This window comes from Streptomyces sp. NPDC102437 (assembly GCF_044765565.1).
In the GTDB taxonomy this organism is placed as follows: Bacteria; Actinomycetota; Actinomycetes; order Streptomycetales; family Streptomycetaceae; genus Streptomyces.
This window is the reverse complement of the sequence record NZ_JBIWKI010000001.1, coordinates 407,232-432,929: the sequence shown is the minus strand read 5'-3', so window position 1 is coordinate 432,929 and position 25,698 is coordinate 407,232. Positions and strand designations below refer to the sequence as shown.

Annotated in this window: 24 protein-coding genes; 8 read left to right on the top strand and 16 right to left on the bottom strand. The window is 71.5% G+C overall.

What is annotated here, in order from left to right:
* Positions 1 to 119: 119 nt before the first annotated feature.
* From ACIRJP_RS01925 to ACIRJP_RS01915, 3 genes are all read right to left on the bottom strand, one after another.
* Positions 120 to 2,363: a tetratricopeptide repeat protein gene (locus tag ACIRJP_RS01925; protein WP_404167159.1), complete on the bottom strand. Its 2,244-nt coding sequence runs from the start codon at positions 2,361 to 2,363 to the stop codon at positions 120 to 122.
* 35 nt (positions 2,364 to 2,398) lie between these two features.
* Entirely contained in the window at positions 2,399 to 3,286 is an 888-nt protein-coding gene (locus ACIRJP_RS01920; RefSeq protein WP_404167157.1) for an oxygenase MpaB family protein, read from the bottom strand.
* 147 nt (positions 3,287 to 3,433) lie between these two features.
* Entirely contained in the window at positions 3,434 to 4,309 is an 876-nt protein-coding gene (locus tag ACIRJP_RS01915; protein WP_404167155.1) for a universal stress protein, read from the bottom strand.
* 256 nt (positions 4,310 to 4,565) lie between these two features.
* On the opposite strand from ACIRJP_RS01915, the gene ACIRJP_RS01910 reads away from it, so the two are divergent.
* Entirely contained in the window at positions 4,566 to 5,027 is a 462-nt protein-coding gene (locus tag ACIRJP_RS01910) for a Crp/Fnr family transcriptional regulator (RefSeq protein WP_404167153.1), read from the top strand.
* Positions 5,028 to 5,156: 129 nt separating this feature from the next.
* Positions 5,157 to 6,428 carry a cation:proton antiporter gene (locus ACIRJP_RS01905; protein ID WP_404167151.1) on the top strand — a complete coding sequence of 424 codons (1,272 nt, stop codon included), beginning with the start codon at positions 5,157 to 5,159 and terminating at the stop codon, positions 6,426 to 6,428.
* Positions 6,429 to 6,451: 23 nt separating this feature from the next.
* On the opposite strand, the gene ACIRJP_RS01900 is transcribed toward ACIRJP_RS01905, so the two are convergent.
* The 3 genes from ACIRJP_RS01900 to ACIRJP_RS01890 all read right to left on the bottom strand — a co-directional run bounded on the left by ACIRJP_RS01900 (position 6,452) and on the right by ACIRJP_RS01890 (position 9,173).
* Positions 6,452 to 7,630, bottom strand: coding sequence for an acyl-CoA dehydrogenase family protein (locus tag ACIRJP_RS01900; protein ID WP_404167149.1), 1,179 nt, complete (start codon positions 7,628 to 7,630; stop codon positions 6,452 to 6,454).
* Positions 7,631 to 7,731: 101 nt separating this feature from the next.
* A complete protein-coding gene (locus tag ACIRJP_RS01895) occupies positions 7,732 to 8,889 on the bottom strand; it encodes a methyltransferase (RefSeq protein WP_404167147.1) in 1,158 nt (385 codons plus the stop codon).
* Positions 8,890 to 8,966: 77 nt separating this feature from the next.
* Positions 8,967 to 9,173, bottom strand: a complete 207-nt coding sequence (locus ACIRJP_RS01890; RefSeq protein WP_404167145.1) for a hypothetical protein — start codon at positions 9,171 to 9,173, stop codon at positions 8,967 to 8,969.
* Between the two features lie 242 nt (positions 9,174 to 9,415).
* On the opposite strand from ACIRJP_RS01890, the gene ACIRJP_RS01885 reads away from it, so the two are divergent.
* Complete coding sequence (locus tag ACIRJP_RS01885) at positions 9,416 to 10,240, top strand: endonuclease I family protein (RefSeq protein ID WP_404167143.1); 825 nt, start codon at positions 9,416 to 9,418, stop codon at positions 10,238 to 10,240.
* Between the two features lie 50 nt (positions 10,241 to 10,290).
* On the opposite strand, the gene glsA is transcribed toward ACIRJP_RS01885, so the two are convergent.
* Together glsA and ACIRJP_RS01875 are read right to left on the bottom strand one after the other, a co-directional pair.
* Positions 10,291 to 11,628 carry a glutaminase A gene (gene glsA, locus ACIRJP_RS01880; protein WP_404167141.1) on the bottom strand — a complete coding sequence of 446 codons (1,338 nt, stop codon included), beginning with the start codon at positions 11,626 to 11,628 and terminating at the stop codon, positions 10,291 to 10,293.
* Between the two features lie 12 nt (positions 11,629 to 11,640).
* Entirely contained in the window at positions 11,641 to 12,207 is a 567-nt protein-coding gene (locus ACIRJP_RS01875) for a hypothetical protein (protein WP_404167139.1), read from the bottom strand.
* Positions 12,208 to 12,384: 177 nt separating this feature from the next.
* On the opposite strand from ACIRJP_RS01875, the gene ACIRJP_RS01870 reads away from it, so the two are divergent.
* Together ACIRJP_RS01870 and ACIRJP_RS01865 are read left to right on the top strand one after the other, a co-directional pair.
* Complete coding sequence (locus tag ACIRJP_RS01870) at positions 12,385 to 13,500, top strand: chemotaxis protein (RefSeq protein WP_404167137.1); 1,116 nt, start codon at positions 12,385 to 12,387, stop codon at positions 13,498 to 13,500.
* Positions 13,501 to 13,636: 136 nt separating this feature from the next.
* On the top strand, positions 13,637 to 13,960 hold the full coding sequence (locus tag ACIRJP_RS01865; RefSeq protein WP_404167135.1) for a plasmid stabilization protein: 324 nt from the start codon (positions 13,637 to 13,639) through the stop codon (positions 13,958 to 13,960).
* Between the two features lie 21 nt (positions 13,961 to 13,981).
* Here the strand turns inward: ACIRJP_RS01865 and ACIRJP_RS01860 are convergent, their stop codons facing one another.
* From ACIRJP_RS01860 to ACIRJP_RS01830, 7 genes are all read right to left on the bottom strand, one after another.
* Positions 13,982 to 16,387, bottom strand: a complete 2,406-nt coding sequence (locus tag ACIRJP_RS01860) for a phosphoketolase (protein ID WP_404167133.1) — start codon at positions 16,385 to 16,387, stop codon at positions 13,982 to 13,984.
* A gap of 18 nt (positions 16,388 to 16,405) precedes the next feature.
* Complete coding sequence (locus ACIRJP_RS01855; RefSeq protein ID WP_404167131.1) at positions 16,406 to 17,824, bottom strand: NADP-dependent succinic semialdehyde dehydrogenase; 1,419 nt, start codon at positions 17,822 to 17,824, stop codon at positions 16,406 to 16,408.
* A gap of 186 nt (positions 17,825 to 18,010) precedes the next feature.
* Positions 18,011 to 18,514 (bottom strand): ATP-binding protein, encoded by a 504-nt coding sequence (locus tag ACIRJP_RS01850; RefSeq protein ID WP_404167129.1) that lies wholly within the window; start codon positions 18,512 to 18,514, stop codon positions 18,011 to 18,013.
* A 181-nt stretch (positions 18,515 to 18,695) separates the two neighbouring features.
* Positions 18,696 to 20,795 (bottom strand): xanthine dehydrogenase family protein molybdopterin-binding subunit, encoded by a 2,100-nt coding sequence (locus ACIRJP_RS01845; RefSeq protein ID WP_404167127.1) that lies wholly within the window; start codon positions 20,793 to 20,795, stop codon positions 18,696 to 18,698.
* Positions 20,796 to 20,907: 112 nt separating this feature from the next.
* Positions 20,908 to 21,894 (bottom strand): FAD binding domain-containing protein, encoded by a 987-nt coding sequence (locus tag ACIRJP_RS01840; RefSeq protein WP_404167125.1) that lies wholly within the window; start codon positions 21,892 to 21,894, stop codon positions 20,908 to 20,910.
* The gene (locus tag ACIRJP_RS01835; protein WP_351258598.1) at positions 21,891 to 22,457 is read right to left on the bottom strand and encodes a 2Fe-2S iron-sulfur cluster-binding protein; all 567 of its coding nucleotides are present in this window, start codon (positions 22,455 to 22,457) and stop codon (positions 21,891 to 21,893) included. Before ACIRJP_RS01835 ends, ACIRJP_RS01840 begins: the two co-directional genes overlap by 4 nt.
* Positions 22,458 to 22,572: 115 nt before the next feature.
* On the bottom strand, positions 22,573 to 22,962 hold the full coding sequence (locus tag ACIRJP_RS01830) for a hypothetical protein (protein WP_404167123.1): 390 nt from the start codon (positions 22,960 to 22,962) through the stop codon (positions 22,573 to 22,575).
* 218 nt (positions 22,963 to 23,180) lie between these two features.
* Between ACIRJP_RS01830 and ACIRJP_RS01825 the strand changes: the two genes are divergently transcribed.
* A complete protein-coding gene (locus ACIRJP_RS01825; protein WP_404167121.1) occupies positions 23,181 to 23,528 on the top strand; it encodes a DUF6479 family protein in 348 nt (115 codons plus the stop codon).
* A 135-nt stretch (positions 23,529 to 23,663) separates the two neighbouring features.
* Positions 23,664 to 24,491 (top strand): VOC family protein, encoded by an 828-nt coding sequence (locus ACIRJP_RS01820; RefSeq protein WP_404167119.1) that lies wholly within the window; start codon positions 23,664 to 23,666, stop codon positions 24,489 to 24,491.
* Between the two features lie 27 nt (positions 24,492 to 24,518).
* Here ACIRJP_RS01820 and ACIRJP_RS01815 read toward each other — a convergent pair whose 3' ends face one another.
* A complete protein-coding gene (locus ACIRJP_RS01815; protein WP_404167117.1) occupies positions 24,519 to 25,031 on the bottom strand; it encodes a DUF6328 family protein in 513 nt (170 codons plus the stop codon).
* 207 nt (positions 25,032 to 25,238) lie between these two features.
* Here ACIRJP_RS01815 and ACIRJP_RS01810 point away from each other — a divergent pair, with 207 nt between their 5' ends.
* Entirely contained in the window at positions 25,239 to 25,628 is a 390-nt protein-coding gene (locus ACIRJP_RS01810) for a VOC family protein (protein WP_404167115.1), read from the top strand.
* Positions 25,629 to 25,698: the final 70 nt, after the last annotated feature.

Here is a 25,698-nt window from a genome sequence, read left to right as displayed (position 1 = left end):
CCCTTCGTAGCACGGCGCGATCGCCCGTGACCAGAGGACGTGGGGCCCGGTCGGTGCGGCGGGCCGCTGCCCGCTGCGCAACGCCGACCTGCCACGTGACCGGAGGCCGTGCTACCCCTTCAGTACGGCGGCTGCTGCCCGCTGCGCAAGGCCGCGACCTGCCGGTAGAGCTCGACGGCCTCCGTTCCCCGGCCGAGCTGCTCCAGGCAGTGCGCCTCGTCGTTGCGGGCGGCGAGCGCGTCGGGGTGGCCGGCGCCCAGGAGCCGGTCGCGGGCCGCGGCGACGGTGCGGTAGACGGTGAGGGCGTCGGCCCAGCGGCCGAGCCAGCCGAGGCCGACGGCGACCTCGCGGCGGCTGACCAGGGTGTCCGCGTGATCCGGTCCCAGCACACGTTCGCGGATCGCGCACACGTCGCGCGCCTCGGCGAGCGCCTCCTCCCAGCGGGCGAGGCGCCCCAGGTTGACGCCGAGGCCGTGGCGCGCGCGGAGCGTCTCGGGATCGGTGGCGCCGCCCACCCTGGTCCGGTCCGCCACGAGGGCGCGGTACAGCTCCAGGGCCTCCGCGCTGCGGCCCAGGCGGCCGAGGCTGATGCCGACCTCGTAGCGGGCGGAGAGCGTGTCGGGGTGGTCGGGGCCGAGCGATCTCGACCGGGCCCTGGCGACTTCCCGGTACGCCTGCAGGGCCTCCGTCCAGCGCCCCAGCCGGCCCAGGGTGTAGGCCACCTCGTAGAGCGTGACCAGGGTGTCTGGGTGGTCGGCGCCGAGCAGCCGGCTGCGGGCCGACGCCACGTCCCTGGCCATCCGGCAGGAGTCCTCCAGGCGGCCGAGCCTGCCGAGGTTGAAGGCGAGGTTGTGGCGGCAGCGCAGGGTGTCGGGGTGGTCGGGGCCCATCGACCGTTCCCGGGAGGCGAGCACTTCCGCGTACACCTGATGGGCCTCGAAGTGCCGGCCCAGCCGGCCCAGCACGTACGCCGACTCCTGGCGGGCCGCCAGGGTCTCCGGGTGGTCGGGGCCCAGGACGCGCTCGCGGCCCCGGGCCACCCGCTCGAACTCCGGCAGGGCGTCCGAGGCGCGTCCGGTGCGGCTGAGGGTGAAGCCGATCTCGTACCGGCTGGCGAGCGTGTCGGGGTGGTCGGGGCCCAGCGCGTGCTCCCGCTCGGCGGCGACCGCGCGATGCACCTCGCCGGCCTCCTCCCAGTGGCCGAGGCGGCCCAGGTTGAGGCCCGCGCTGTGCCGGCTGGCGAGGACCGACAGCAGTTCCGGCGACGGGGTCGGGCGCTCGGCCCTGGCCGGCGGCAGTTCGCCGGTCAGGCTGCGCAGGTCTGTGCCGGTGGTCCACTCGCCGGTGAGCCCTGCCCAGTGGTCGGGCGGGGCGAGCACGGCGTGAGTGCCGGTCGCCTTGTGGCCGGTGGTCATGGAGTGGGCCCAGGCGGGCAGTTGCTGCCCCGGGAGCACGACGGGGACGGGCGGTGCGAGCGGTACCCGCCCGGTGGGCGGCAGGTGCGGCTGCTCGCCGGTGCGGCCGACGGCGATCCGCTGCCGGAGGTCGCCCGCGTCGACGGGCCGCTCCTCGGGGGTCTTGGCCAGCAGTTCCAGCACGACACGGTCGAAGAAGCCCGGGAGTTCGGCCCGGTGGGTGCGCAGCGGGCGGGGCTGGGTGTCGCGGTGTCCGACGAGGACGGCCCAGGCGTCGTCGAGATCGAACGGCGGCGCCCCGGTGGCGATCTCGTAGAGCACGCAGCCCAGTGAGTAGAGGTCGCTGCGGTGGTCGATCTGGCCGCCGCTGATCTGCTCGGGCGACATGTAGTGCGGGGTGCCCATGGCGATGCCGGTGCCGGTGAGACGGGAGGTGAAGCCGACGTCGTGGCCGAGCCGGGCGATGCCGAAGTCGCAGATCTTCACCGTGCCGTCGGCCAGCCGCATGATGTTGGCGGGCTTGAGGTCGCGGTGCACAACGCCCTGCTGGTGGGTGTAGCCGAGGGCGTCGGCAACCTGTTCGGCGATGTCGACGACATCCGGCACCGGCAGCGGGTGCTGCTTGTTGTCCTCCAGGAGCTGGCTGAGGTTGCGCCCGTCGAGGAGCTCCATGACCAGATAGAGGACGCCCTCGTGCTCGCCGAAGTCGTGGACGACGGTGACGCCGCGGTGCTGTAGCGCGGCGGCGACCCGGGCCTCGCGACGGAACCGTTCCCGCAGGACGCGGGTGAAGGACTGGTCGTGCTGGGGCCCCATCGGCTTGAGGCATTTGACGGCGACGTGGCGGCCGAGCGACTCGTCGCGGGCGCGCCACACCTCCCCCATGCCCCCGCGCCCGATCAGATCGAGCAGTCGGTACCGGCTCTGGATCAGCCTGGTGTCCGCCATCGCCTGCTGTCGCCCCCGTCTGCTCCGCCTGCTGTCTACTGCTGCGCCCTCCCCGGCCCGTCCAGTATGGCGGCCCGGCTGCGCAGTTTGTACGGGGTGGGGCGGCTGCCGGGACCGAGCCGGGCCATCGCGTTCAGAATGTGACCGGGCGGGAGCCGCCAGCGGAGCCGGGCGGGGATGCGGCGCAGCAGGGATCCGGCGGTGCGCAGGCGCCGGTCGACGGTGTGCACCGGTGCGGCGGGTCTGCCGTAGAGCTCATGGGCGTACGGGGGCAGTGACTGGTAGGCGAGTGCCGCGACGCGCCGCCACAGCAGCGCCCGCACCGGTACGAGCAGCGGGTGGACGGGGGGCCGTCGCAGGAAGTCGTCGACGTCCAGCGCCTCCGCGGACGCGGCGAGCCGGGGACGTACGCGCTCGAAGTAGGCGGCGAGCTGTGCGGTGTCGGCCGGGACGTCCACGGGGTCGAGGCCGACGAGGCGGGCGCTGTGGCGGTGTTCGTCGACGTAGCGGTCGGCCTGGGCGGCGGTGAGCGGGAAGCCGGACCGGCGTTCGACCTGGAGGTAGGAGTCCACCTCCGCGCAGTGCACCCACAGCAGCAGTTCGGGCTCGTCGACGCCGTAGCTCTCCCCGGTCTGCGGGTCGGTGGCCTTGATGAGCCGGTGGATCCTGCGGACCCGGGCTCCGGCCTGCTCGGCGGCCTCGGTGGTGCCGTAGGTGATCGTGCCGACGAAGCCAGCCGTGCGCATCAGCCTTCCCCAGGCGTCCTTGCGGAAGTCGGAGTTCTGCACGACGCCGCGTACGGCGCGCGGGTGCAGCGCCTGGAGGTAGAGCGCCCGGACTCCGGCGATCCACATCATCGGGTCGCCGTGCATCTGCCAGGTGACGGATTCGGGCCCGAAGAGCCCCGGATCGGCGTCCACCATGTCGCTCGTACCTCCCGCTCGGCGGCGTACGTACGTATGCCGTACGCCCCCACAGGATGCGCGCGACCGGGCGGAAGCTCCAGCCCCCGTCCCTCCCGGTCACGCCCCGGCGATCGCCGCCGCGCCGGCCCGGCAGGGTTCCTCGCGTCATTCGTGGGGGACGACCGCGACGGGGCAGCGTGCGTGGTGGATGGCGCCCTGGGCCACGGGGCCCAGGGACGGTGCCGGGCCGCGATGCCGCCGGCCCCGGCCGACGACCAGCAGGTCGGCACCCTCGGCGGCCTGCACGACGGCCTTGGCGGGGCTCACCAGTGCCGTGCCATCGGTGACCTCCACCTGCGGGAACCTCTCACGCCAGGGAAGGAGGGTCCGGCCGAGGAGCTTCTGCGTGTCCTGGACTACTTCCTCGGCCATGTCATGGTCCACGCCCCAGGGCACGTACGCGTCCACCGGCAGGCTCCGGCCGTGGACGGCCCGAAGGGGCATGCCGCGCGCGGCAGCGGCCTCGAAGGCGAATCGGAGCAGGTCGTCGCAGGGGCCGTGCAATTTGAGCGCCACCACCACGCCGTGCGTTCCGCTCGGGGCGGGCTGTCGGCCGTCGTCCCCCGCACCGGCCCGTACCAGGACCACCGGCCGCTCGGCACGGGCCACGACGGGCAGGCTGATGTCACCGAGGAAATAGCTCTCCAAGGGCACCAGCCCCCGCGAGCCGAGCACGGTCATCTCGGACTCCGATGCCGCTTGCAGGAGGGCGTGCTCGGCGTCGTCGGCGACCAGGCTGCCGACGACGGTGAGGCCCGGGTGGTGCGCCTGGATTTCCACCCGCGTGTTGTCCACGATCCGTCTCGCCCAGTAGTTCTGATCCTTCTCGGCGGGAACGCCGGCCGGTTCCTCCACCAGCAGCGGCCATGCGTGCAGCAGGCGCAGCGTGAGCTTGCGCCGCTCGGCTTCGTCGGCGGCCCAGTGGGCGGCTGCCAGGCTCTCGGGCGACCCGTCGAGGCCGACGGTGACGACTGGCTCCATGACGAATGCCTCCGTCTCTCAGGGAACCGGAACGGCGGCAGAGGATCGACGGGGTCGAGAAGCTGCGCAGACGCGCCGGGCCCGGGTCCTCTTCATCCGACTACTACCCCAGATCCTCCGGCCGCGCATTTGGAGGGCGCCATCCGGCTGGCCCGGGGTGCGCGGGAGGCTGATAGTGGAGAGGCGGCGCATCGGGCGGACCCCGCCGGGAGGTGCTCACGGAAGCTCTCGGAAGCCGCAGAGGAGGCCACCCGCCATGAGCGCTTCTCCCACCCGTATCACCTCGGCCCTGCCCGCCTCGTACCGTGCCCGCCTGATGCAGATGGGGCAGGAGGTCAATTTCCAGGAGGGTGCGCGCCTCTTCAACGAAGGGGACCACGCGGACCGCTTCTGGATCCTGCGTTCGGGCACCGTCACGCTGGACTTCCGCGTCCCCAAAAGCTCCCCGGCCTCGATCGAGAACCTCGGGCCCGGCGAACTCGTGGGCTGGTCCTGGCTGTTCGAGCCGTACATCTGGCACCTCGGGGCCGAGGCGATGACGCCCGTCCGTACCCATGAGTTCGATGCGGCGACGGTACGGATGACGATGGACGCCGACCCCGCCTTCGGCTCGGCCATCGGCCACTGGGTCGGTCAGGTCCTCGCCCACCGGTTGCAGGCAGCCCGGGTCCGTCTCCTAGATCTCTACGCCCCGCACGGCGGTGGCGGCCTCATGTGAGCCGTACCGCCGCCCTGGCCCCACTCGGGTGAAAGCTGCGGTCACACCCTCCGGCTGGACCCTCGTACCACCGCGACCACCGAGAATCGGCCCTCCGCCGGCCTTGCGGCCACGATCACGGAGTGCACGGTGGACGGAACCCTCTCGCTGATTCTCCTTCTTCTCTTCCTCTGGGGTCTCTGCTCGCAGCGACTGGCACGCGTCGAACTCACCGCCCCCGTGGCATTCGTGGCTCTGGGCCTGCTGCTGACCGAAGGGCTCGGCGTACTGGACCTGGCCCCCTCGCCCGGCACGGTGCGGGCGGTCGCCGAGACCACCCTGACCTGGGTGCTCTTCACCGACGCCGCACGGCTGTCCTTCCGGGCACTCCGTCCCGACCTCGGTCTGTACGTCCGGCTCCTGCTGCTCGCCCTGCCGATGTGCATCGGCCTCGGCGCGCTCATGGCCATGGCCCTGCTCCCCGGTGTGTCGGGCTGGGCCGCGCTGTACGTCGCGGCCGCGCTCGCCCCGACGGACGCCGCGCTCGGCGCCGCGATGATGGTCGATCCGGTGGTGCCCGAGAGGATCCGCCGGCTCATCAATGTCGAGAGCGGTCTGAACGACGGCATCGCCACCCCGTTCGTCGTCATCGCCCTCGCCGCGGTCGCCGCGGCCGGAAGCTCGTCGAGCGCCCATGCCTCCGAGGCCGCCCTGGTGGAACTCGCCATCGGCCTGGCCTACGGCGCGGTGCTGGGGCTGACGGCCGGGTGCCTGCTGCGTTCCGCCTTGCGCAGAGGCTGGACCACCGAAGCCGTCGCCGCGCCGGGCGTCCTGGCACTGGCCCTGCTGAGCTACACCTCGGCCGTCGCGATCGGCGGCAACGGTTTTGTCGCCGCCTTCATCGCAGGTCTGGCATTCGGCTCGGCACACGCCGCCTCACAGCAAGTGCTGCTGTTCGTCGAGCAGTCCGCCTCGCTGCTCGCCGTGCTGGTCTGGCTGCTCTTCGGCGCCGTGCTGGTGCCGGCCGCCGTCACTCACCTCACCTGGCAGGCACTGCTCTACGCGGTGCTGAGCCTGACGGTGCTGCGCATGGTGCCGGTGGCTCTGTCCCTGACCGGAAGCGGTCTGGACCGAAGAACCGTCCTGTTCGTGGGCTGGTTCGGTCCGCGCGGACTGGCATCCGTCATCTTCGCTCTGCTGGCGGTCGAGGACCTGGCCCCGTCCGCCGCACGGACGATCGTCCCGGTGGTCGCCTGCACCGTGCTGCTCAGCGTCCTCGCTCACGGCATCACGTCCACTCCCCTCGCCAGGCGCTACGGCAGAGCCGCACAGGCCACCGGCGCATCCGCCACAGGACCGGCCGTGAACGCTCTGCCCGTCCGGGGCATGACGGCGGGCACCGACCCAGGTCACACACCATGAGTCACCGTCCGGCACACGGTGACTCACCGCCGTACGCGCGGCATCCCCAGGCCGATCCACGAGATGATCTCCCGCTGGATCTCGTTGTTGCCGCCGCCGAAGGTGAAGATGACGGCGGAGCGGTATCCGCGTTCGAGTTCGCCGTGCAGCACGGCACCCGCCGAGCCTTCCTTGAGCGGTCCCGCCGAGCCGACGATCTCCATCAGCCAGGCGTAGGCGTCGCGGCGCGCCTCGGAGCCGTAGACCTTGACGGCGGAGGCGTCCTGCGGAGTGAGGGTGGCGTTCTGCACGGCGGAGACCATCTGCCAGTTGAGGAGTTTCATGGCGTCGAGCCTGGTGTGGGTGCGGGCCAGCAGGGCGCGGACCCAGCCGAGGTCGATCACGCGGCGGCCGTCGGTGAGCCGGGTGCCCGCGGCCCAGCGCTGGACGTTGTGGAGGGCGCGAATGGCCATGGTGCCGTGGGCGGCGAGGGTGACGCGTTCGTGGTTGAGCTGGTTGGTGATGAGCCGCCAGCCCTGGTTCTCCTCGCCGACGCGGCGGGAGACCGGGACGCGGATGTTCTCGTAGTAGCTGGCGGTGGTGTCGTGCGAGGCAAGGGTGTTGATCAGGGTGCAGGAGTAGCCGGGGTCCGTGGTCGGGACGAGCAGCATGGTGATGCCCTTGTGCGGTGCCGCGTCCGGGTCGGTGCGGACTGCGAGCCAGACCCAGTCCGCCGTGTCGCCGTTGGTCGTCCAGATCTTCTGCCCGTTGACGACATACTCGTCGCCCTCACGCACGGCCCTGGTCTTGAGGGCGGCGAGGTCGGTGCCCGCGTCGGGCTCGCTGTAGCCGATCGCGAAGTCGATCTCGCCGGAAAGGATCTTCGGCAGGAAGTACGCCTTCTGCTCGTCGGTGCCGTACCGCATGATCGTCGGGCCGACGGTGTTGAGGGCCATCAGCGGCAGCGGTACGCCCGCCTGCGCGGCCTCGTCGAAGAAGATGAACTGTTCCATCGGGGACAGTCCGCGTCCGCCGTACTCCACCGGCCAGCCGACGCCGAGCCAGCCGTCGGTGCCGAGGCGGCGGATCGTCTCCCGGTAGAAGGCCTTCTGGGCCGCGGGGGCGGCGTAGCGCGTGTACGCGTCGTCGGGGACCAGTGCGGCGAAGTAGGTGCGCAGCTCGGCGCGCAACTGCTGCTGTTCAGGCGTGTATTCGAGGTGCACGGCCCCTCCGGGAGTCTCGCGGTCGCGTCGTCCTTGTGCGGCGGCGCACACAGTAGAACGTGTTGCAAGAATCCGGAAGGGCCGGGACGGCTCCGGCCGGGTCAGCGCTTGACGGCTCGCAGGACGACGAACTTCGGGTCGCCCGCGACGGTGACGCAGTTGCCGAAGATGCGGCGGAGCCGGGAGTGGTAGCCGAGGTGCCGGTTGCCGACGACCCACAGTTCGCCGCCCGGCCGCAGTGCGTCGCGCGCCCCGAGGAACATGGTGCGGGCCGTCGCGTCGGTGGTGGCCTGGTGGGAGTGGAACGGCGGGTTGTTGAGCACCAGGTCCACGCTGGCGGGCCGCAGTTCCGTCGGCCCGTCGCCGACGACGAACTCGGCCTTGGCGTCCGGTCCGGTGTTGGCTCGGAACGATTCCTCGGCGGAGGCGACCGCCTGGTACGACTCGTCGATGAAGGTGACCGTCGCCTCGGGGTTGGCGAGCGCCGCGGACAGCCCCACGACGCCGTTCCCGCAGCCGAGGTCGACGACCCGGTCGGGGCCGCTGCGCGCGGGGAGGTGGCCGAGGAAGAACCGGGTGCCGATGTCGAGGCGCTCGGCGCAGAAGATCCCGGCATGGTTGGTGACGGTCCGGCCGGAGACCGGTCCGACCCCCTGGGGCAGCTCGTACCGGTACGGCCAGGGGCTGGGTGTGCGGGCCGTTCCCGGGGCCGGGGTGGAGAAGATCAGCCGGGCCTTCTTGACCGCGAGGGACGTACGGGTGGGGCCGATGATCCGCTCGAAGAGCTTGAGGGTGGAGGTGTGGATCTCCTTGACCATCCCGGTGCCGATGACGACCGTGGCGGGGTGGACGGCCGGCGCGAGCCGGTGCAGCTGGTCCTCCAGGAGTGCGAGGCTCTTCGGGACACGTACCAGCAGGACATCGATGCGGTCCGGCGGAGTGTCCCTGGCCGACAGCAGACGCACCGCGTCCGTATCCACGCCATTGCGGTCCAGGTTCGCCAGGGTCGCGCGCTGCGCCAGGTAGGAGTCGGTGATCTGTACGGGCCGGTGCGCGGCCAGTACGGTGCTCAGCGCGCCCCAGCGGTCGCCCACCACGACCACGGCGCCCGACAGATCGACCGGGTCCGTGCCGTCGGCCCCTTCCAGCCGCCGCAGCAGGTACTCGTCGGCAGCGTCCCACGCTCGGAACGGGTCGCGCGGGTCCTCGGGGTAGCGGGCGAGGTCGAACCCGGCCCCTGACGTCGTCAAACGGTTCATTGTCCACCCAGGCTAGCCGAGCCGCGGGGAGCGCCCGCACACTCCCCGCGCACCGGCCGCCGCGCCGCCGCGTGCCGCTACGGCAGCGCCTTGTCGATCGCCGACCGGCCCTCCCGGGCCAGCCTGCGCTCCGCCCACTGGAGATTCTTCGGGGTCAGGTCCCGCCCGGACGCGAGCACCAGGTCCTCCGGCGACGGATTATCGCTGGCGCCGGTGTGCAAGAGGCTGTCGGGAGTCACTCCCCGGGTCACGGATACGGATACGGATTCGGGCTCGTCGCTCATGCCGCCTCCTCGTCCTTTCGGTCATTTTCGCCCCGCGCCCGGCCCGCCGCATCCGAGGCCTCCCGAACCTCTCCCGGGGGCACGATCACGCCATCACTTGACCTGCACATGATAGGTACACGCTGTTCACACCATGGTCACGGTGCGTGTGGAAGGCTCCCGCGTACCACACGACCGCCGCGGCGCCGTCCCCACCTTTTGACGGTGTCGGGGCGCACGCATTTTCGGAGAGGACACCCCACATGTCCCGTCGTCACCTTCGTTACCGGCGCCCGCTGCTGGCGACCCTTGCCGCCTTCGCGGTGCTCGGCGGTACCGCCGCCGCCGCACCGGCCGCCGTACCCGGGGCCGCGCCCACCACCGCGACACCGCTCCGGGTACTCGACGACACCTACTACCAGGACGCGCTCGGCAAGACCGGCACCCAGCTCAAGAGCGCTCTGCACGGGATCGTCAAGAACCAGACCAAGATCTCCTACAGCCAGGTCTGGGAAGCCCTCAAGGACACCGACCAGGATCCCTCCAACAGTTCGAACGTGATCCTCCTCTACACCGGGCGTTCCCAGTCCAAGAACTCCAACGGCGGCTCGGTCGGGGACTGGAACCGCGAGCACGTCTGGGCCAAGTCTCACGGCGACTTCGGCACCGCCACCGGCCCCGGCACCGACATCCACCACCTGCGCCCGGAGGACGTCACCGTCAACTCGATCCGCGGCAACAAGGACTTCGACAACGGCGGCAGCGCGGTCAGCGGCGCACCGGGCAACTACACCGACAGCGACTCCTTCGAGCCGCGCGACGCGGTCAAGGGCGACGTCGCCCGCATGATCCTCTACATGGCGGTGCGCTACGAGGGCGACGACTCCTTCGCCGACCTGGAGCCCAACGAGAAGGTGTCCAACGGTTCCGCACCGAACATCGGCCGGCTGTCGGTACTGAAGGCGTGGAGCCAGGAGGACCCGCCGGACAGCTTCGAGAAGCGGCGCAACGACGTCATATTCGACAAGTACCAGCACAACCGGAACCCGTTCATCGATCACCCCGAGTGGGTCGAATCCATCTGGTAGGCCCGAACGATCCGGAGGTCCGGCGGGCATCCGCCGGACCTCCGGGGTGCTCAGCCGGCGGTGCACCAGGCCACGGCCTGTTCGCGGGTGGCGAAGCACTTGAGGGCCATCGGCGCGTCCCGCTGTCCGGTGCCGGGCGGGGCGAGCTGCCCGGCCGGGTCGGCGACAGCGGTGCGCGTGCCGTCCGTCGCGATCCGGCCGAGCCCGCCGCGCAGCATCGCGCGGGCCACCCGCTCCACACCGGTGACCTGCAGCAGGTCCAGCACGACCGGTCCCCTCCCCCGGGGGCGCGACTCGTCCAGCGCGTACAGCACCCGCTCGGCCGCGGTGAAGTCGATGGCGCCCTGGGCAGCCACGACCGCGACCCGTTCGCGCGGGGCGCTGTCCCGAGGGGCGGCCCCGGCGGCGGGCAGATCGCCCGCGGTGGTGACGAGGGTGACGGTGGAGGCGGCCAGTGCCGGATTGTGCATCAGGTGCAGGCCGAGCCGCTCCGACAGGGCACCGAGCGCGGCGCGCCCGCGTACCGAGGTGCCGCCCGGGTCCAGCCGGGGGCTGTACGTCGCCAGCCCGAACCGTGCGGGGCCCGCGGCGATCAGCCCGCCGGACACACCGCTCTTCGCCGGCAGCCCCACGCGCAGCAGCCAGTCACCGGAGGCGTCGTACATGCCGCAGGTCGCCATCACCGCCAACACCTGCGCGGCGACCGGCTCAGGGACCACCGCCTCGCCGGTGAGCGGGTTCACGCCGCCGTGCGCGAGGGTGGCGGCCATCGCGGCCAGGTCCAGCGCGGTGACCCGTACCGCACACTGTCTGAAGTACGTCTCGACCGCCGCGACCGGGTCGACGGGCAGCGGGCCGGCGCTCCGGATCAGATAGGCCAGGGCGCGGTTGCGGTCGCCGGTGGCGGCCTCCGAGGCGTACACCTGCTCGTCCACGTCCAGCCGCCGGCCGGCGAACCGGCTCAGGCAGTCGAGGATGCGGTCGAACCTCGGGGCGTCGGGGGTGTCCGGGATCAGCGCGGTGGTGATGATGGCGCCCGCATTGACCATGGCGTTGTCGGGCCGCCCGGTCCCCGGTTCCAGGCTGATGGCGTTGTACGCCTCCCCGCTGGGCTCGGCGTTGACCCAGCGGCATACCTCGTCGAGCCCGAGGACGGACAGCGCGAGCGCGTAGACGAACGGTTTCGACACGGACTGCATGGTGAACGGGGCGTCGGCGTCGCCCGCGCTGTAGCGGTGACCGTCCATGCTGATCAGCGCCAGCCCGAACGCGTCCGGGTCGGTCCGCGCCAACTGCGGGATGTAGTCGGCCGGTCGGCCGTCCCGCAGTCCGGTGAACCGCGTGTGCAGTTCACTCAGGGCTTCGGTGACGGCGTCGGCGGCGCTCACCCGGCCCGGCCGTCAGCCGCGCTCGGCCTGGGCGATCCGGGGGAACGTCTTGACACCGGCCGCCTTCCGGCTGTTGGCGTTCTGGGTGACGGTCCGTCCGGGCGGAGTGTCCGGGAAGCCGAGCACCACGGAGTCGAGCGCCTTCCCCGATGCATCGACGAATTCCACCTTGACGGCGTAGAAGGCGGCCTTGTCCGTGCGATTGGTGACGCGGACTACGGCGCTGCGGAACTGCTCGGTCTTGGCGAGGGGCAGCCCGGTCACCGACACGTCCTCGACCGCGTTGCCCCGGCCCTGCACACCTTCGAGCAGCTTCGCCGCCTGCTGCCGGTTCCGCTCGGCGGCGGCGGAGACGGAGGCCGCGAACTCCTGCTGGGTACGCCCGGAGGGACTCGCGGACCGGGTCAGGGCCGGTTCGGGCGAGACCGTTCGGGTACTCCTGGCCGTGCCTGTCGAGTTGGTGTCGGAGCCGCCGCAGGCGGCGGTACCGGTGATGATCGCCGCGGCCAGTACGGCCGGGGCCAGATTGCGCGCTGCGCGGCCGCCAAGGGCCTTTCGCGAAGGACTGATCGGGTTCACGGAAGCTCCGTCTGCCCGGAAGGGCGTAAGTGGAAGTCGGGGGAACCGCTGTTCGGCACCGCCTGGGAAGACAATGAAGAACTCGCCCATATTAGGAACAAAAGATATGAATTGACTCGTCGAATACACCCGCTTCACTCGGGAGCGGACTACCGGCCGAAACCCTGGGAGAGAACGATGGATACGGACGCCCTGACCGCCGGCCTGCTGCGGGAACTGCGAACGGTCAAGCCCTATCCGGCCCTGTCCCTGACCATGCCGACGCACCGCCGCGCTCCGGACAACGCCCAGGACGCGGTGCGGCTGCGCAATCTGGTGGCCGAGGCCGCCGATCGGCTGGAGGCGGACCCCTCGGTCACCCGCGAGGTGCGGACCGCGATCAAGGAGGAGCTCGACCGGGCGGTCACCGAGGTGGACCCCCGCCGGGCCCTGGACGCCCTGGTCCTCCTCGTCACCCCCGACGAGCACCGGATCTGGCAGCTGCCGCGCACCGCGCCCGAACGGGTGGTACTCAGCGACACCTATCTGACCCGCAACCTGGTCGCCGCGAAGGCGCAGTCCCAGCCGTTCTGGGTGCTCACCGTGTCGGCCGACCGGGCCGTCCTGTGGAGCGGCACGGCGGACGCCGTGCGGGAGGAGCGGACCGGCGGGTTCCCGCTCACGGCTCCGCAGGAGCCGCCCGATCCGCAGCGCGAGGAGCGGGTCGGCGACACCCCGAGCACCTTCAGCGACGAGGAGACGCGCAACTTCCTGCGCACGGTCGACGAGCAGCTGCGCACGGTGCTCGCCGAGGAGCCGCGCCCGCTCTATCTCATGGGTCTCGCCCCCGCGCTCGCCCTGCTGGACGAGGTCGGGGAGAGCACCAAGTCGGCCGTCGGCCGGGTCACCAAGGGTGCGCCTGCCGGCATGTCGGCGGGCGAACTGTTCAAGGAACTGCGGCCGGCGCTCGACGAGCGGCAGCAGCGGTTCGCGGCGGAGATCGACGGCAGACTGGACGAGGCCCGCGGCCGTCGTGCCTTCGCCGGGGGGCTCGACGAGGTGTGGGCCGCCGTTCGGGAGGGCCGTGCCGGGCTCGTCGCGGTGGAGGAGCACTTCCAGCAGACGGTACGGGTGACGGACGAGCACCTGGAGCCGGTGAGCGGCAAAGCCGTGGATCTCGCGGACGTCGCGGTCCGCGAGGACATCGTGGACGAGCTCGTCGAGGCGGCCCTGGACAGCGGTGCCGACGTGGTCTTCCTCCCGGACGGCTCGCTCGCGGAGCACGGGCGGATCGCGGCGGCCCTGCGCTACTGAGCGTACCGGCGCGATGCCGTCCCTCCCCTTCCCCGGGCCCGCATGCCTCAGGCGTGCGGGCCCGGGGGCGCACTGGGAGACTGAGGAGGGGCCGCCTGGCCCCGGGGCAGGTCCCGGAGAAAGGGGTGACCGCACCATGCCACGCGGATCCAACGCCAAGCGGGAACGGCAGTACGAGCACATCAAGGAGAGCGCGCAGGAGCGCGGGGTCAGCGAGGAACGGGCCGAGGAGATCGCGGCCCGTACGGTCAACAAGGCACGCGCCCGCGCCGGTGAGTCCAGGACGGCGAGCCGTACCTCCATCGAGGACATCTCGTCCTCTCGGCGCGGCGGTCTGCGCTCCCACAGCGGAGCGGAAGGGCCCACCCGCGACCAGCTCTACGAAGAGGCGAAGAAGAAGAACATCCACGGGCGGTCGAGCATGACGAAGGCCGAGTTGGCACGGGCCGTCGGCCGCTGAGCCGTGGGAACCGGGGCGGTGTCAGCCGCTCCAGGTCCAGTCGGCGACCTCCGGCAGGTCCGTGCCGTGTTCACGGATCCAGGCGTGGTGGCGGGTGCGGACATCCGCCATCGCCTGGCGCACCGCCACGGCGCGGACGCCGAGGCCGGGCACCCGGTCGATGACGTCCATGACCAGCCGGTAGCGGTCCAGGTCGTTGCGGACCACCATGTCGAAGGGCGTCGTGGTGGTGCCCTCCTCCTTGTAACCCCGCACATGCAGCTGCGCGTGGCCCCCGCGCCGGTAGGCGAGCCGGTGGATCAGCCACGGGTAGCCGTGGTAGGCGAAGATCACGGGGGTGTCCCTGGTGAACACCGCGTCGTACTCGGGGTCCGGCATCCCGTGCGGGTGTGCCTCGCGGGGCAGCAGCCGCGTCATGTCGACCACGTTGACCACCCGTACCGCCAATCCTGGCAGTTGCCTGCGCAGTAGGTCGGCGGCGGCCAGGGTCTCCAGCGTGGGTACGTCACCGGCGCAGGCGAGCACCACGTCGGGGGCGCGGCTGCCGTCCTCCGTGCCCGCCCATTCCCAGACCCCGGCGCCGCGGGCACAGTGCGCGCGGGCCTGGTCGAGGGTGAGCCAGTCGAAGGAGGGCTGCTTTCCGGCCACGATCACATTGACGTAGTCGCGGCTGCGCAGCGCGTGGTCGGCGACCGAGAGCAGGGTGTTGGCGTCCGGCGGCAGATAGACCCGTACGACCTCGGGGCTCTTGTTGAGGATGTGGTCGACGAAGCCCGGGTCCTGGTGGGAGAAACCGTTGTGGTCCTGGCGCCAGACGTGCGAGGTGAGCAGGTAGTTGAGCGAGGCGATGGGGCGGCGCCAGGCGAGCCGGCGGGAGGTTCTGAGCCATTTGATGTGCTGGTTGACCATCGAGTCGACGATGTGGGCGAACGCCTCGTAGCAGGAGAAGAGGCCGTGCCGGCCGGTGAGGAGGTAGCCCTCCAGCCAGCCCTGGCACAGGTGCTCGGAGAGCACCTCCATGACGCGTCCGTCGCGGGCGAGGTGCTCGTCGGTCGGCAGTATCCGTTCCTGCCAGGCCTTGGTGGTGGCGCCGTAGAGGGCCTCAAGCCGGTTCGAGGCGGTTTCGTCGGGACCCATGACGCGGAAGTCTCGGCGCTCGGCGGTGGCGGCCATGACGGCCTCCAGCAGACCGCCGAGCACCCGGGTCGGCTCGTGCAGCACGGTGCCGGGCTTGTCGACCTCGACGGCGTGGTCGTCCAGCGGCGGGATCGGCAGGTCGCGCAGGAGCAGACCGCCGTTGGCGTACGGGGTCGAGCCGAGCCTGGCGTCGCCCTCGGGCACACAGGCGAGCACCTGGGGGCCGGGCCGTCCCGACGCGTCGAAGAGTTCCTCGGGCCGGTAGGAGCGCATCCACTCCTCCAGCTGCCGCAGGTGCTCCTCGTTGTCCCGGACGCCGGGCAGCGGGACCTGATGGGTGCGCCAGGTGCCTTCGACGGGCACCCCGTCGACCGCCACCGGCCCGGTCCAGCCCTTGGGGGTGCGCAGCACGATCATCGGCCAGTGCGGGCGTCCGGTGTCGCCGCCGGTGCGGGCGGCGGCCTGGAGTTCCCGGACCCGGTCGACGGCCCGGTCCATCGCGGCGCCCATCGCCCGGTGCACGCCGACCGGGTCGTCGCCGCCGACGTACAGAGGGTCGTGCCCGTAGCCGCGCAGCAGGGCGTCGAGCTCCGTCTCGGGGAGGCGGGCGAGCACGGTGGGGTTGGCGATCTTGTACCCGTTGAGGTGGAGGACCGGGAGGACGGCGCCGTCGTGCACCGGGTCGAGGAACTTGTTGGAGTGCCAGGACGCGGCGAGCGGTCCGGTCTCGGCCTCGCCGTCGCCGATGACGCAGGTGACGAGCAGGCCTGGGTGGTCCAGGGCGGCCCCGTAGGCGTGGGTGAGGGCGTAGCCGAGTTCGCCGCCCTCGTGGATGGAACCGGGTGTCTGCGGTGCCACATGGCTGGGCACCCCGCCGGGGAAGGAGAACTGCTTGAACAGCTTCCCCATGCCTTCGGCGTCCCGGGTGACGTCGGGGTAGGTCTCCGTGTAGCTGCCCTCCAGCCAGGAGTTGGCGAGGACGGCGGGCCCGCCGTGGCCGGGGCCCCAGACGCAGAGGCCCTGGATCCCGCGGGACTTGATGACACGGTTGAGATGGGTGTGGACCAGGTTCAGTCCGGGTGAGGTGCCCCAGTGGCCGAGCAGCCGCGGCTTGATGTCGTCCCGGGCGAGCGGCCGGGTCAGGAGCGGGTTGTCCATCAGGTAGATCTGGCCGACGGTGAGGTAGTTGGCGGCCCGCCAGTGGGCGTCGAGTGCCGCGACCTCCTCGTCGGAAGGGCCGGTCGGACCGCTCTGGCCGGACGTGGCCGCCGGGCCGGGGGCGTTGCTCATGGTGTCTCCAACCAGGCCCTACGGGCCGACGGGCTCGGGGCCGTACCAGACCGTGGTCGCGTTGCAGAACGCGCGGATGCCCTGCCCGGCGAGCTCACGTCCGTAGCCGGAGCGCTTCACACCGCCGAAGGGCAGTGCGGGATGGGACGCCGTCATGCCGTTGAAGAAGACACCGCCGGCCTCCAGGTCACGTACACAGCGGCGCGCCTCGTCCGCGTCGCGGGTCCAGACGTTGGAGCTGAGGCCGAAGGGGCTGTCGTTGGCGATCGCCACGGCCTCGTCCAGCTCGTCGACGCGGTAGAGGGAGGCGACGGGGCCGAAGGTCTCCTCGCGGTGGATGCGCATGGCGGGGGTGATCCCGGCGAGGACCGTGGGGGCGTAGAACCAGCCCCGCTCCAGTTCCGGGGCCAGGCCCTCGGGCCTGGCGCCCCCGCACAGCGCTCGCGCGCCCTGCCGTACGGCGTCCTCCACCAGCTCCTCCAGGTCGGTGCGGCCCTGTTGGCTGGCGAGCGGTCCGACGTCGGTGGATTCCTGCAGCGGGTCGCCGACCGTCAGGTTGCTCATGCCCACGGTGAACCGTTCGGCGAACTCCTCGTACACCTCGGTGTGCACGATGAACCTTTTGGCGGCGATGCAGGACTGCCCGTTGTTCTGCGCCCGTGCGGTCACGGCGGTACGGGCGGCCCTGGCCACGTCGGCGGACGGCATGACGAGATACGGGTCGCTGCCGCCGAGCTCCAGGACGGTGTGCTTCACCTCGTCGCCGGCGATCGACGCGACCGAGCGGCCTGCCGGTTCGCTGCCGGTGAGGGTTGCGGCGACGACCCGGCGGTCACGCAGGATCGCCTCGACCGCCCCCGATCCCACCAGCAGGCTCTGGAAGCAGCCCGCCGGGAATCCGGCCCGGCGGAACAGGCCCTCCAGATACATCGCCGTCTGCGGGACGTTCGAGGCGTGCTTGAGCAGGCCGACGTTGCCCGCCATGAGGGCCGGGGCGGCGAATCGTACGACCTGCCAGAGCGGGAAGTTCCACGGCATCACGGCGAGCACGGGACCAAGTGGCCGGTAGTGGACGTAGGCCCGGGAGGCACCGGAGTCCCGCACATCGTCCGGGGACGGGTGCTGGTCCGCGAGGAGTTCCTCGGCGTGGGCCGCGTACCAGCGCATCGCCTTGGCACATTTGGCGGCCTCGGCGCGGGCGGCCACGACGGGTTTGCCCATTTCGATGGTCATGGTGCGCGCGATGTCCCGCTGGTCCTCGTCGAGCAGGACGGCGGCCTGGTTCAGCAGGCGGGCCCGTTCGGCGAACCCGGTGGTCCGGTACTGCCGGTACGCGGTGGCGGCGGCGTCGAGCCGCTGCTCGATGCCCGCCTCGTCGAGCGCGTCGAATGTTCTGAGGGTCTCGCCGTTCGCGGGATTGACCGTCGCGATGGGCATGGCCGTGTCCTCCTTGCCTCGTTCCTTCGACCGTGCCGTGCCGTATGCCGCGCCGCAACGCGGGCCCCGCCGGGCGGACACCCCGGCCGGCGCGGGCCGTGCGTGCGGTGTGCACGCCGTCCGCGCCGGGAGGGGGAAACGTCCAGCGGTTATGGATGACGGCGGTGCCGGTCCCGGTGTCCCGGCTCAGACGAGAGCTGGGCCGGATGCCGTCGCGGGCTCGATGACGGGGGCGGCGGCCGCTGCGGGCGGGCGCCGGAACTCACGCACCCCCGGCAGCGGCGGGAACCGCACCAGGTCGACGCTGTACGGCTCCTTGGCGTACCGGGTGAACCAGACGACCTTGCCCTCGGCCGTGCGGCAGGTGCCCCAGCTGTCGCTCAGGGCCATGACCCGGCTCAGGCCACCACCGCCGTTGCTGAGCAGTCGCGGCATCTCGGAGCCGTTGTCGGCGACGGAGACCGTGAGATGCCGCCCGGACCAGCGGAGTTCGACGACGCAGTTGTTGTCGTCACCGACATGCCGGTGGACATTGGTCAGCAGTTCCTCCACACCCCGGCATACCGGCCGGATGTGGAGTTCGAGACTCCAGTGGCGGAGGTGCGCCGCGATTATTCGTCGCAGCTGGCACACACGCTCTGCCGAAACCTGGAATTCGACCAGATAGTGCCGGTCGAGTGGAACGGTCATCGTCGAGGCTCCTCACATCGAGGCCCACTGGCTTCGCCCCGTTGAACCAACAACCCCCGAACACGAAGAGTGAGCAGATGCCACTTTTGGGTCACTCCACAGGGTGACCCGCCGGCACCGCTCGTGCAACACGTGGGGTCTTTCACCGAGAGGCCCCGGGGTGCGTCCGTCCGGGTCATGGTCACAGGAGGTAGGGCAGCAGTGTGTCCGGGGTGAGCGGGAGACTGCGCAGCCTGATGCCGGTGGCGTGCCGGACGGCGTTGCCGACGGCCGCCGCGGCGCCGACGATGCCGATCTCGCCGATCCCCTTGCTGCCCATCGGGTTGAGATGCGGGTCCTCCTCGTCGATCCAGTGCGCCTCGATCTCCGGCACGTCGGCGCAGGCCGGTACGTGGTACGAGGCAAGATCGCTCTCGGTGTAGTCGCCGAAGACGGGGTCCATGGTGGAGGCCTCGGTCAGCGCCATGCCGACCCCCATGATCATCCCGCCGATGAACTGGGAGCGCGCGGTACGGGAGTTGAGGATGCGTCCGGCGGCGAACACGCCGAGCATCCGGCGCAGCCGCACCTCTCCCGTCCGCGCGTGCACGGCGACTTCGGCGAAGTGGGCGCCGAACGCGTGGCGTGCGTACGGAGATTGCGTGGCGGTCTCCTGCTCGGTGTCGGCGGTGACGGTGAGCCCGTCGGCGGGGACCGGCCCGGTGCACTCGCGCAGCCGGCGCAGCAGCAGGGTGGCCGCTTTGTGCACGGACCAGCCCCAGGAGGCGGTGCCGGTGGATCCGCCAGCCAGTGGGGCGTCGGGCAGTTCGCTGCTGCCGATGTCGACCCGGACGTTCTCCACGGGGGTGGCCAGGACGTGGGCGGCGATCTGCGCGAGTACGGTGCGGGCGCCGGTGCCGATGTCCGTGGCGTTGATCCGGATGAGGTACGAGCCGTCGGCGGCCGCGTGCGCCGAGGCGCTGGAGGCGGAGATGTACACGGGGTAGGTGGCGGCGGCGACGCCCGTACCGAGCAGCAGGGGCCCCTCCTCGCGGATCGCGGGGCGCGGATCGCGGTCGTACCAGCCGAAGCGCGCGGCGCCCTTCTCCAGGCAGGCTGCCAGGCCTCGGCTGCTGAACGCGCGTCCGGAGTCCGGTTCGTTCGCCGGGTCGTTGCGGATGCGCAGTTCGACGGGGTCCATACCGAGCGCCGAGGCGAGTTCGTCCATGGCGGATTCGAGGGCGTACATGCCCGGCGCCTCGCCCGGTGCGCGCATCCATGAGGGGCTCGGCACGTCCAGGGCGACGACCCGGTGGGAGGTGCGGCTGGTGGCGGAGCCGTACATGATCCGGCTCGGCACGGCTGCCTGCTCCACGAACTCCTTGATGGTGGAGGTGTGGGTGATGCACTCGTGGTCGACCGCGGTGAGGGTGCCGTCGAGTTCGGCGCCGAGCCTGATGTGCTGGATGGTGGGGGCGCGATGGCCGACCACGGCGGCCATCTGGCGGCGGGGCAGCGCGATCTTGACGGGGCGGCCGGTGTGGCACGCGGCCATGGCTGCCAGGACGCTCTGCGGGCGCGGTGTGCCCTTGGATCCGAAGCCGCCGCCGACGTGCTCGGAGACGGCGGTGATCTGCTGCGGCCTCAGCCCGAAGGCGGTGGCGAGGCTGTCGCGGACCGTGGTGGAGCCCTGGCTGGAGTCGTGGACGGTCAGGTGTCCGTCGTCGTCCCACTGCGCGGTCGTGGCGTGCGGTTCCATGGGGTGGTTGTGCAGGGCGCCGATGGTGTAGGTGGCGTCGACCTGTACGGGTGCCGCGTCGAAGGCCCGGCCGGTGTCGCCGCGCTCCCGGACGGCGGGGTAGTCACCGTTGACGATCTCGGGGGTGTACAGGCCGGGGTGCTCGTCGGTCAGCAGGACATCGTGCCCGTCGGTCTCGTACGTGATCCGCAGCGCCTCGGCCCCGGCGCGGGCGCCCTCCGGGGTATCGGCCACCACTAGGGCGACGGGCCAGCCCCGGTGCGGGACCCGGTCGTTCTGGAGGACGGCGAGGACCGGGTCGTCGGGCTCCTTCAGCCGGGGCGCGTCGTGGTGGGTGAGAACGGCGTGCACACCCGGCAGGGCCAGCGCCTCGTCCGCGTGGATCGCGTCGACGCGGCCGCGGGCGATCGTGGCGGGGACGGGCCACCCGTACAGACACCCCTGCGGGGTGTGCTCGGCGGCGTAGCGGGCTGTGCCCGTGACCTTGGCCCGGCCCTCACGGCGGACGACGGGGGTGCCCAGTGATGACGGGGCCTGGCTCATGACGGGGTCCTCACGGCGGGGGGCGGCGTTGGGTGCGGTTGCTCAGCTGCCGGCGTTGGGCAGCAGAGAGGCGGTTGTCCGGCTGCCGGTGGGCGGTGCCGGGGCGGGTCGCTCAGGTCTCGGCGGCGAGTTCGGCGAGTGCGTCGACGGCCAGGTTGCGGGCGAGGCCCACCTTGAACGCGTTCTCGCGCAGCGGCCGGGCGGCGGCGAGTTCGGCGTCGACCGCACGCTCGAACGTCTCGTCGGTGGCCGGTGCTCCCCGCAGCAGGTTCTCGGCGGCGTGTGCGCGCCAGGGCCGGTGGGCGAGCCCGCCGAAGGCCAGCGCGGCATGCTCGATCCGGCCGCCGCGGACGCTCAGTACGGCGGCGACGGACGCGAGGGCGAAGGCGAAGGAGGCGCGGTCGCGGGCCTTGCGGTAGAGGGAGGCGGCGCCTTCCGGGCGCGGTGGCAGGACCAGCTCGGTGATGAGTTCGCCCGGCCGGATCTCGGTGTCCTGTTCGGGCGTGTCGCCCGGCAGGCGGTGAAATCCGGTGGCGGGCAGGGTCCGTCCGCCGTCCGGTCCGTACAGCTGGACGCCGGCGTCGAGGGCGGACAGCGCCACGGCCATGTCGGACGGGTGGGTGGCGACGCAGTGCGCGGAGTGGCCGAGTACGGCGAGGTCGCGCTGGGCGCTGTCGCGGGCGGGGCAGCCGGTGCCGGGCTCCCGTTTGTTGCACGGCTTGGACGTGTCCTGGAAGTACGGGCAGCGGGTGCGCTGGAGCAGGTTGCCGCCGGTCGTGGCGGTGTTGCGGAGCTGCCCGGAGGCGCCGGACAGCAGCGCCTGGGACAGGGCGGGGTAGCGGGTGCGTACTGCGGGATGGGCGGCCAGGTCGCTGTTGCGCACGGTCGCGCCGATCCGCAGGCCGCCGTCCTCGGTGTCGGCCACGTGGGCCAGCGGCAGCCGGCTGATGTCGATGATCCGGTCCGGGGCCTCGACGCCGAGCTTCATCAGGTCGATGAGGTTGGTGCCACCGCCGAGGAACACTGCGCCGGGGTGGGCGGCGCGCTCACGGACCGCTTCCTCGGCGGACCGGGCGCGGAGATAGGCGAAGGGTTTCACAGCGCCACGTCCTCGATCGCCTCGACAATGCGGGGGTAGGCGCCGCAGCGGCACAGGTTGCCGCTCATCCGCTCGCGGATCTCGTCGGCGTCGAGCGGCGCCGGGGCCGATACCGGTGCCCTGCGGGCGGTGGCGTGGGACGGGAAGCCGTCGGCAGCCTCGCCGAGCATGCCGACCGCCGAGCAGATCTGGCCGGGGGTGCAGTAGCCGCACTGCAGGGCGTCGCGGTCCAGGAAGGCTTCCTGGAGGGGGTGGAGCCGGTCGCCGTCGGCGAGGCCCTCGACTGTGGTGACGGTGGCGCCGTCGTGGGCGACGGCGAGCAGCAGGCAGCTGTTGGCCCGCCGGCCGTCCACGATGACGGTGCACGCCCCGCACTGTCCGTGGTCGCAGCCCTTCTTCGCGCCGGTGAGGCCGAGGTGCTCGCGCAGGGCGTCCAGGACGGTGGTGCGGTGATCGAGCGTGAGCGTCCGCTCGGTTCCGTTGATCTGCAGTGTCAGGGTGGAACGGTGGCCGGTTGCTCCCGGCTGCTGCGCACCGTCGTCCCGCCCGCGAGAGGGGTCCACGCACTCGCACCTTTCAGGGGTGGCCTTTTGACCGTTTTCTACCAGACGTGCGAGGGCTTCCCGCTTCATTGCTCCGCCACCGGGCCGTGACCCGCCGGCCGGTCGTCCCATCGGTCTACCGGCTCGACAGACGCAGCCGCACCTCTTCCTCCTGGTCGCCGGAGACGGTCCCGACGACGGTCACGTCGAAGGCGTGCGCCAGGCTCTGCCTCAGCCGCTCCACCGCCCAGTAGCCGCCCTGAACGTCGACGCTCACGGGCGCGCCGAGCGCGACCGGGCCGGAGACCACCCGGGCCTCCGTGACGTCGACGGTCACCACCCATACGGTGGGGCGCTTGCCCGCGAGGTCCTGCGGTACGTCGACCGAGGCCCGGTCGGTGGTGAACGCGGCCCGCAGTACATCGAAGACCATCCGCGCGTCGGCCTTCTCGCATCCGCTGATGACTACTGACACCTCCTCGGTGTAGCCGCTGTCCTCCGTCTGCTTCTCCTTGATGGTGTTCACCGCGGTTCCTTCCGCTCCTTGCCCCTGGGGCGATTCGGGGATGTCTCCAGGCTCACCCCGCGGCAGGGCGACGGCGACACGAGGCCACCGGAATTCGAACGGATCGCGCCCCTCCGGAACGAAACCCGGGGCGAAACACTTTTCAGGTCATATCCACTTAAAACATGAATTCATGTGAACTATTGAGTGAGGGCTCCACCTCGGGGTATCCGGCAAGCATGGACGTTTCGAACGCAGACCTGAGTTCGCTGGCCGTCACCTTCGCCGACGGGCGGGGCGCCACCGGGTCGGTGATGGGCATTGTCGGAGTGGTTCTGGTGGCCGTACTGATCGGCGCCTTCTGGCTCGGACAGCGGCGCCGCGACCAGGAACTGCCACCGCCCCGCCCCGACGAGCAGCCACCGCGGCCGGACCACCGCAGCCACATCGAGGAACGCGATGTGCACGGCGACGACCACTTCCCGCCGGACCGCCGGGGCCTTTCGCCGTACGAACTCGGTGACCACGGGAACGAGCCCATCCCGCGCGAGATCGACGAGCGGCAGACCGACGAGCGGCGCGACTGACCTCGCGGACCTCCCGGCACCGGTCCGCGGTGGGAGCGTCGCGTGTTGCGCGGGCGACTGCCTGCGGTGAGGCTGGTGGGGGCCCGCCGGCCACGGGCGTACCCAGACCTCGGAACCGATGAAGGCAGTAGGACCATGACCGGAAGCCACCCGGGGAAGGCGTCGACACCGGCGCCGCTGACCGGATCCGCAGCGCCCTGCTGGGTCAACCTCATGACCCGTGATCTCGGAGCGGCGCAGGAGTTCTACGGCACGGTGCTGGGCTGGACCTTCCGTCCGGGCAAGCTGGGGCAGGAGTTCTCGGTCGCGCGCCGGGGCGACGTACCGGTCGCCGGCATCGGCGCGGTGGCGACCGCCTACCGGGTGGCCGTGGCCTGGACGCCCTACTTCTCCGTCCCCGACGCCGACGCGGCGGCCTCGCGCATCCGTGAGCGCAGCGGCACCGTAGCCGTGGGACCGATGGCTCTCGGCAAGGGGCGCGGGGCGATCGCGGCGGACCGGGACGGTGCGGTGTTCGGGATCTGGGAGCGGACCGAGCCCGCGACCTCGCCGCCCGCGCCGGACGGCCATTCGCATGCCTGGCTCCGCCTGCACACCAGGAACGCCTTCGACGCCGCGATCTTCTACGGGCAGGTGCTCGACTGGGCGAGCGGGCGCCCGGGAGGCTGCGAGGTGTCGTACGAGGGGGACGAGGTCATCGTCGAGTGCGACGGGCGCCGGCTGTTCCGGATCAACTCCGGCGCGGTTGAGGCGGCGCCCGATCCCCTGATCCGCCCGCACTGGCAGGTGCACTTCCCGGTCACCGATGTGGTGGCCACGGTAGCGACGGCGCGGGAGCACGGCGGCAGCCTGGTCGAGCAGCGGGCGCTGGCACAGGGCACGGAGGCGACCCTGCTGGACCCGGAGGGCGGCCTGTTCACGGTCACGGACGTCCCCGGGCTCGCGGCGGACGGTCCCGGCTGACCCGGTCGGCCTCTCGTCGGCTGCCGGTCATTTCCCGCGCACGGACGAGGAGCGGGTCAGCGCCCAGGCCGGGAAGAGCAACCAGCAGATCAGGAACCACAGCGCCATGGCGCCGACCAGCCACAGCGCGACGGAGTTGTGCAGGGCCACCCGCAGGACGAGCAGCAGGGTGGAGCACATGGTGCAGAACAGCAGGACGAGCCCGAGCACGGTCATCCGTGACGCCCAGATGACCGTCTGCGGTTTGAGCCGCCGCCCGGTGAGCAGCCGGTGGTACGAAACGGGCCCGATCAGCGCGGCGGCGGTGGCCGATCCCAGCATCAGGGTGACCACGTAGATGGTGCGGTCGGTGTCCGAGAGCTCGCCGAAGCGGGGCTGGAAGACGACGGCGATCAGGAAGCCGAACAGGATCTGGACGCCGGTCTGGGCCACGCGCAGTTCCTGGAGCAGATCGGTCCACCGCCGGTCCGCCCGTTCCTCGGGCGTCTCGTCGCGGCCGCCGCGGCCCTGCCTGTCGGGAATACGTCCTGTCGAGGTCACCGGGAGCCTCCGTCCGAATACCCGGAGTACTTCGTCTTCTCCCCTCCCCCACGGTAACCGGTCATCGTGGCGGTGGCCGGATCCGTTTGCCCGGCCCTCGACGATCAGTTCGACCTCGCCTAGGATTTTGGTACGGCATCGCGCGTCGGTCACCGGCCGGGTGAGGCGTGGAGGTGCCCGTGAGATGCCCGTTGGAGGCATTCCACAGTGTCAGTCGAGTTGAATCACACCATCATCCAATCCCGGGACAACCGGAAGTCCGCCGAGTTCCTGGCGGACATACTGGGGCTCGAAATCGGCGAGGAATGGGGCCCGTTCATCCCGGTCACCACCGCGAACGGCGTCACGCTGGACTTCGCGACCATTCCCGAAGCCTCGATCACCGGGCAGCACTACGCCTTCCTCATCTCGGAGGCGGAGTTCGACACCGCGTACGCCCGCATCAAGGAGCTCGGGGTCGCGTACTTCGCGGATCCGCACAAGAAGCAGCCGGGCGAGATCAACCACAACGACGGCGGCCGAGGCGTGTACTTCCTCGATCCCGCCGGTCACGCCATGGAGATCATCACGCGCCCGTACGGCGGCTTCCCCTCGTAACACGGCGTCCTGACACGGGAGTTCGGCCGGGGCTCGTGCACACGTCCCGGCCGGGCCCCTGTCGCCCCGG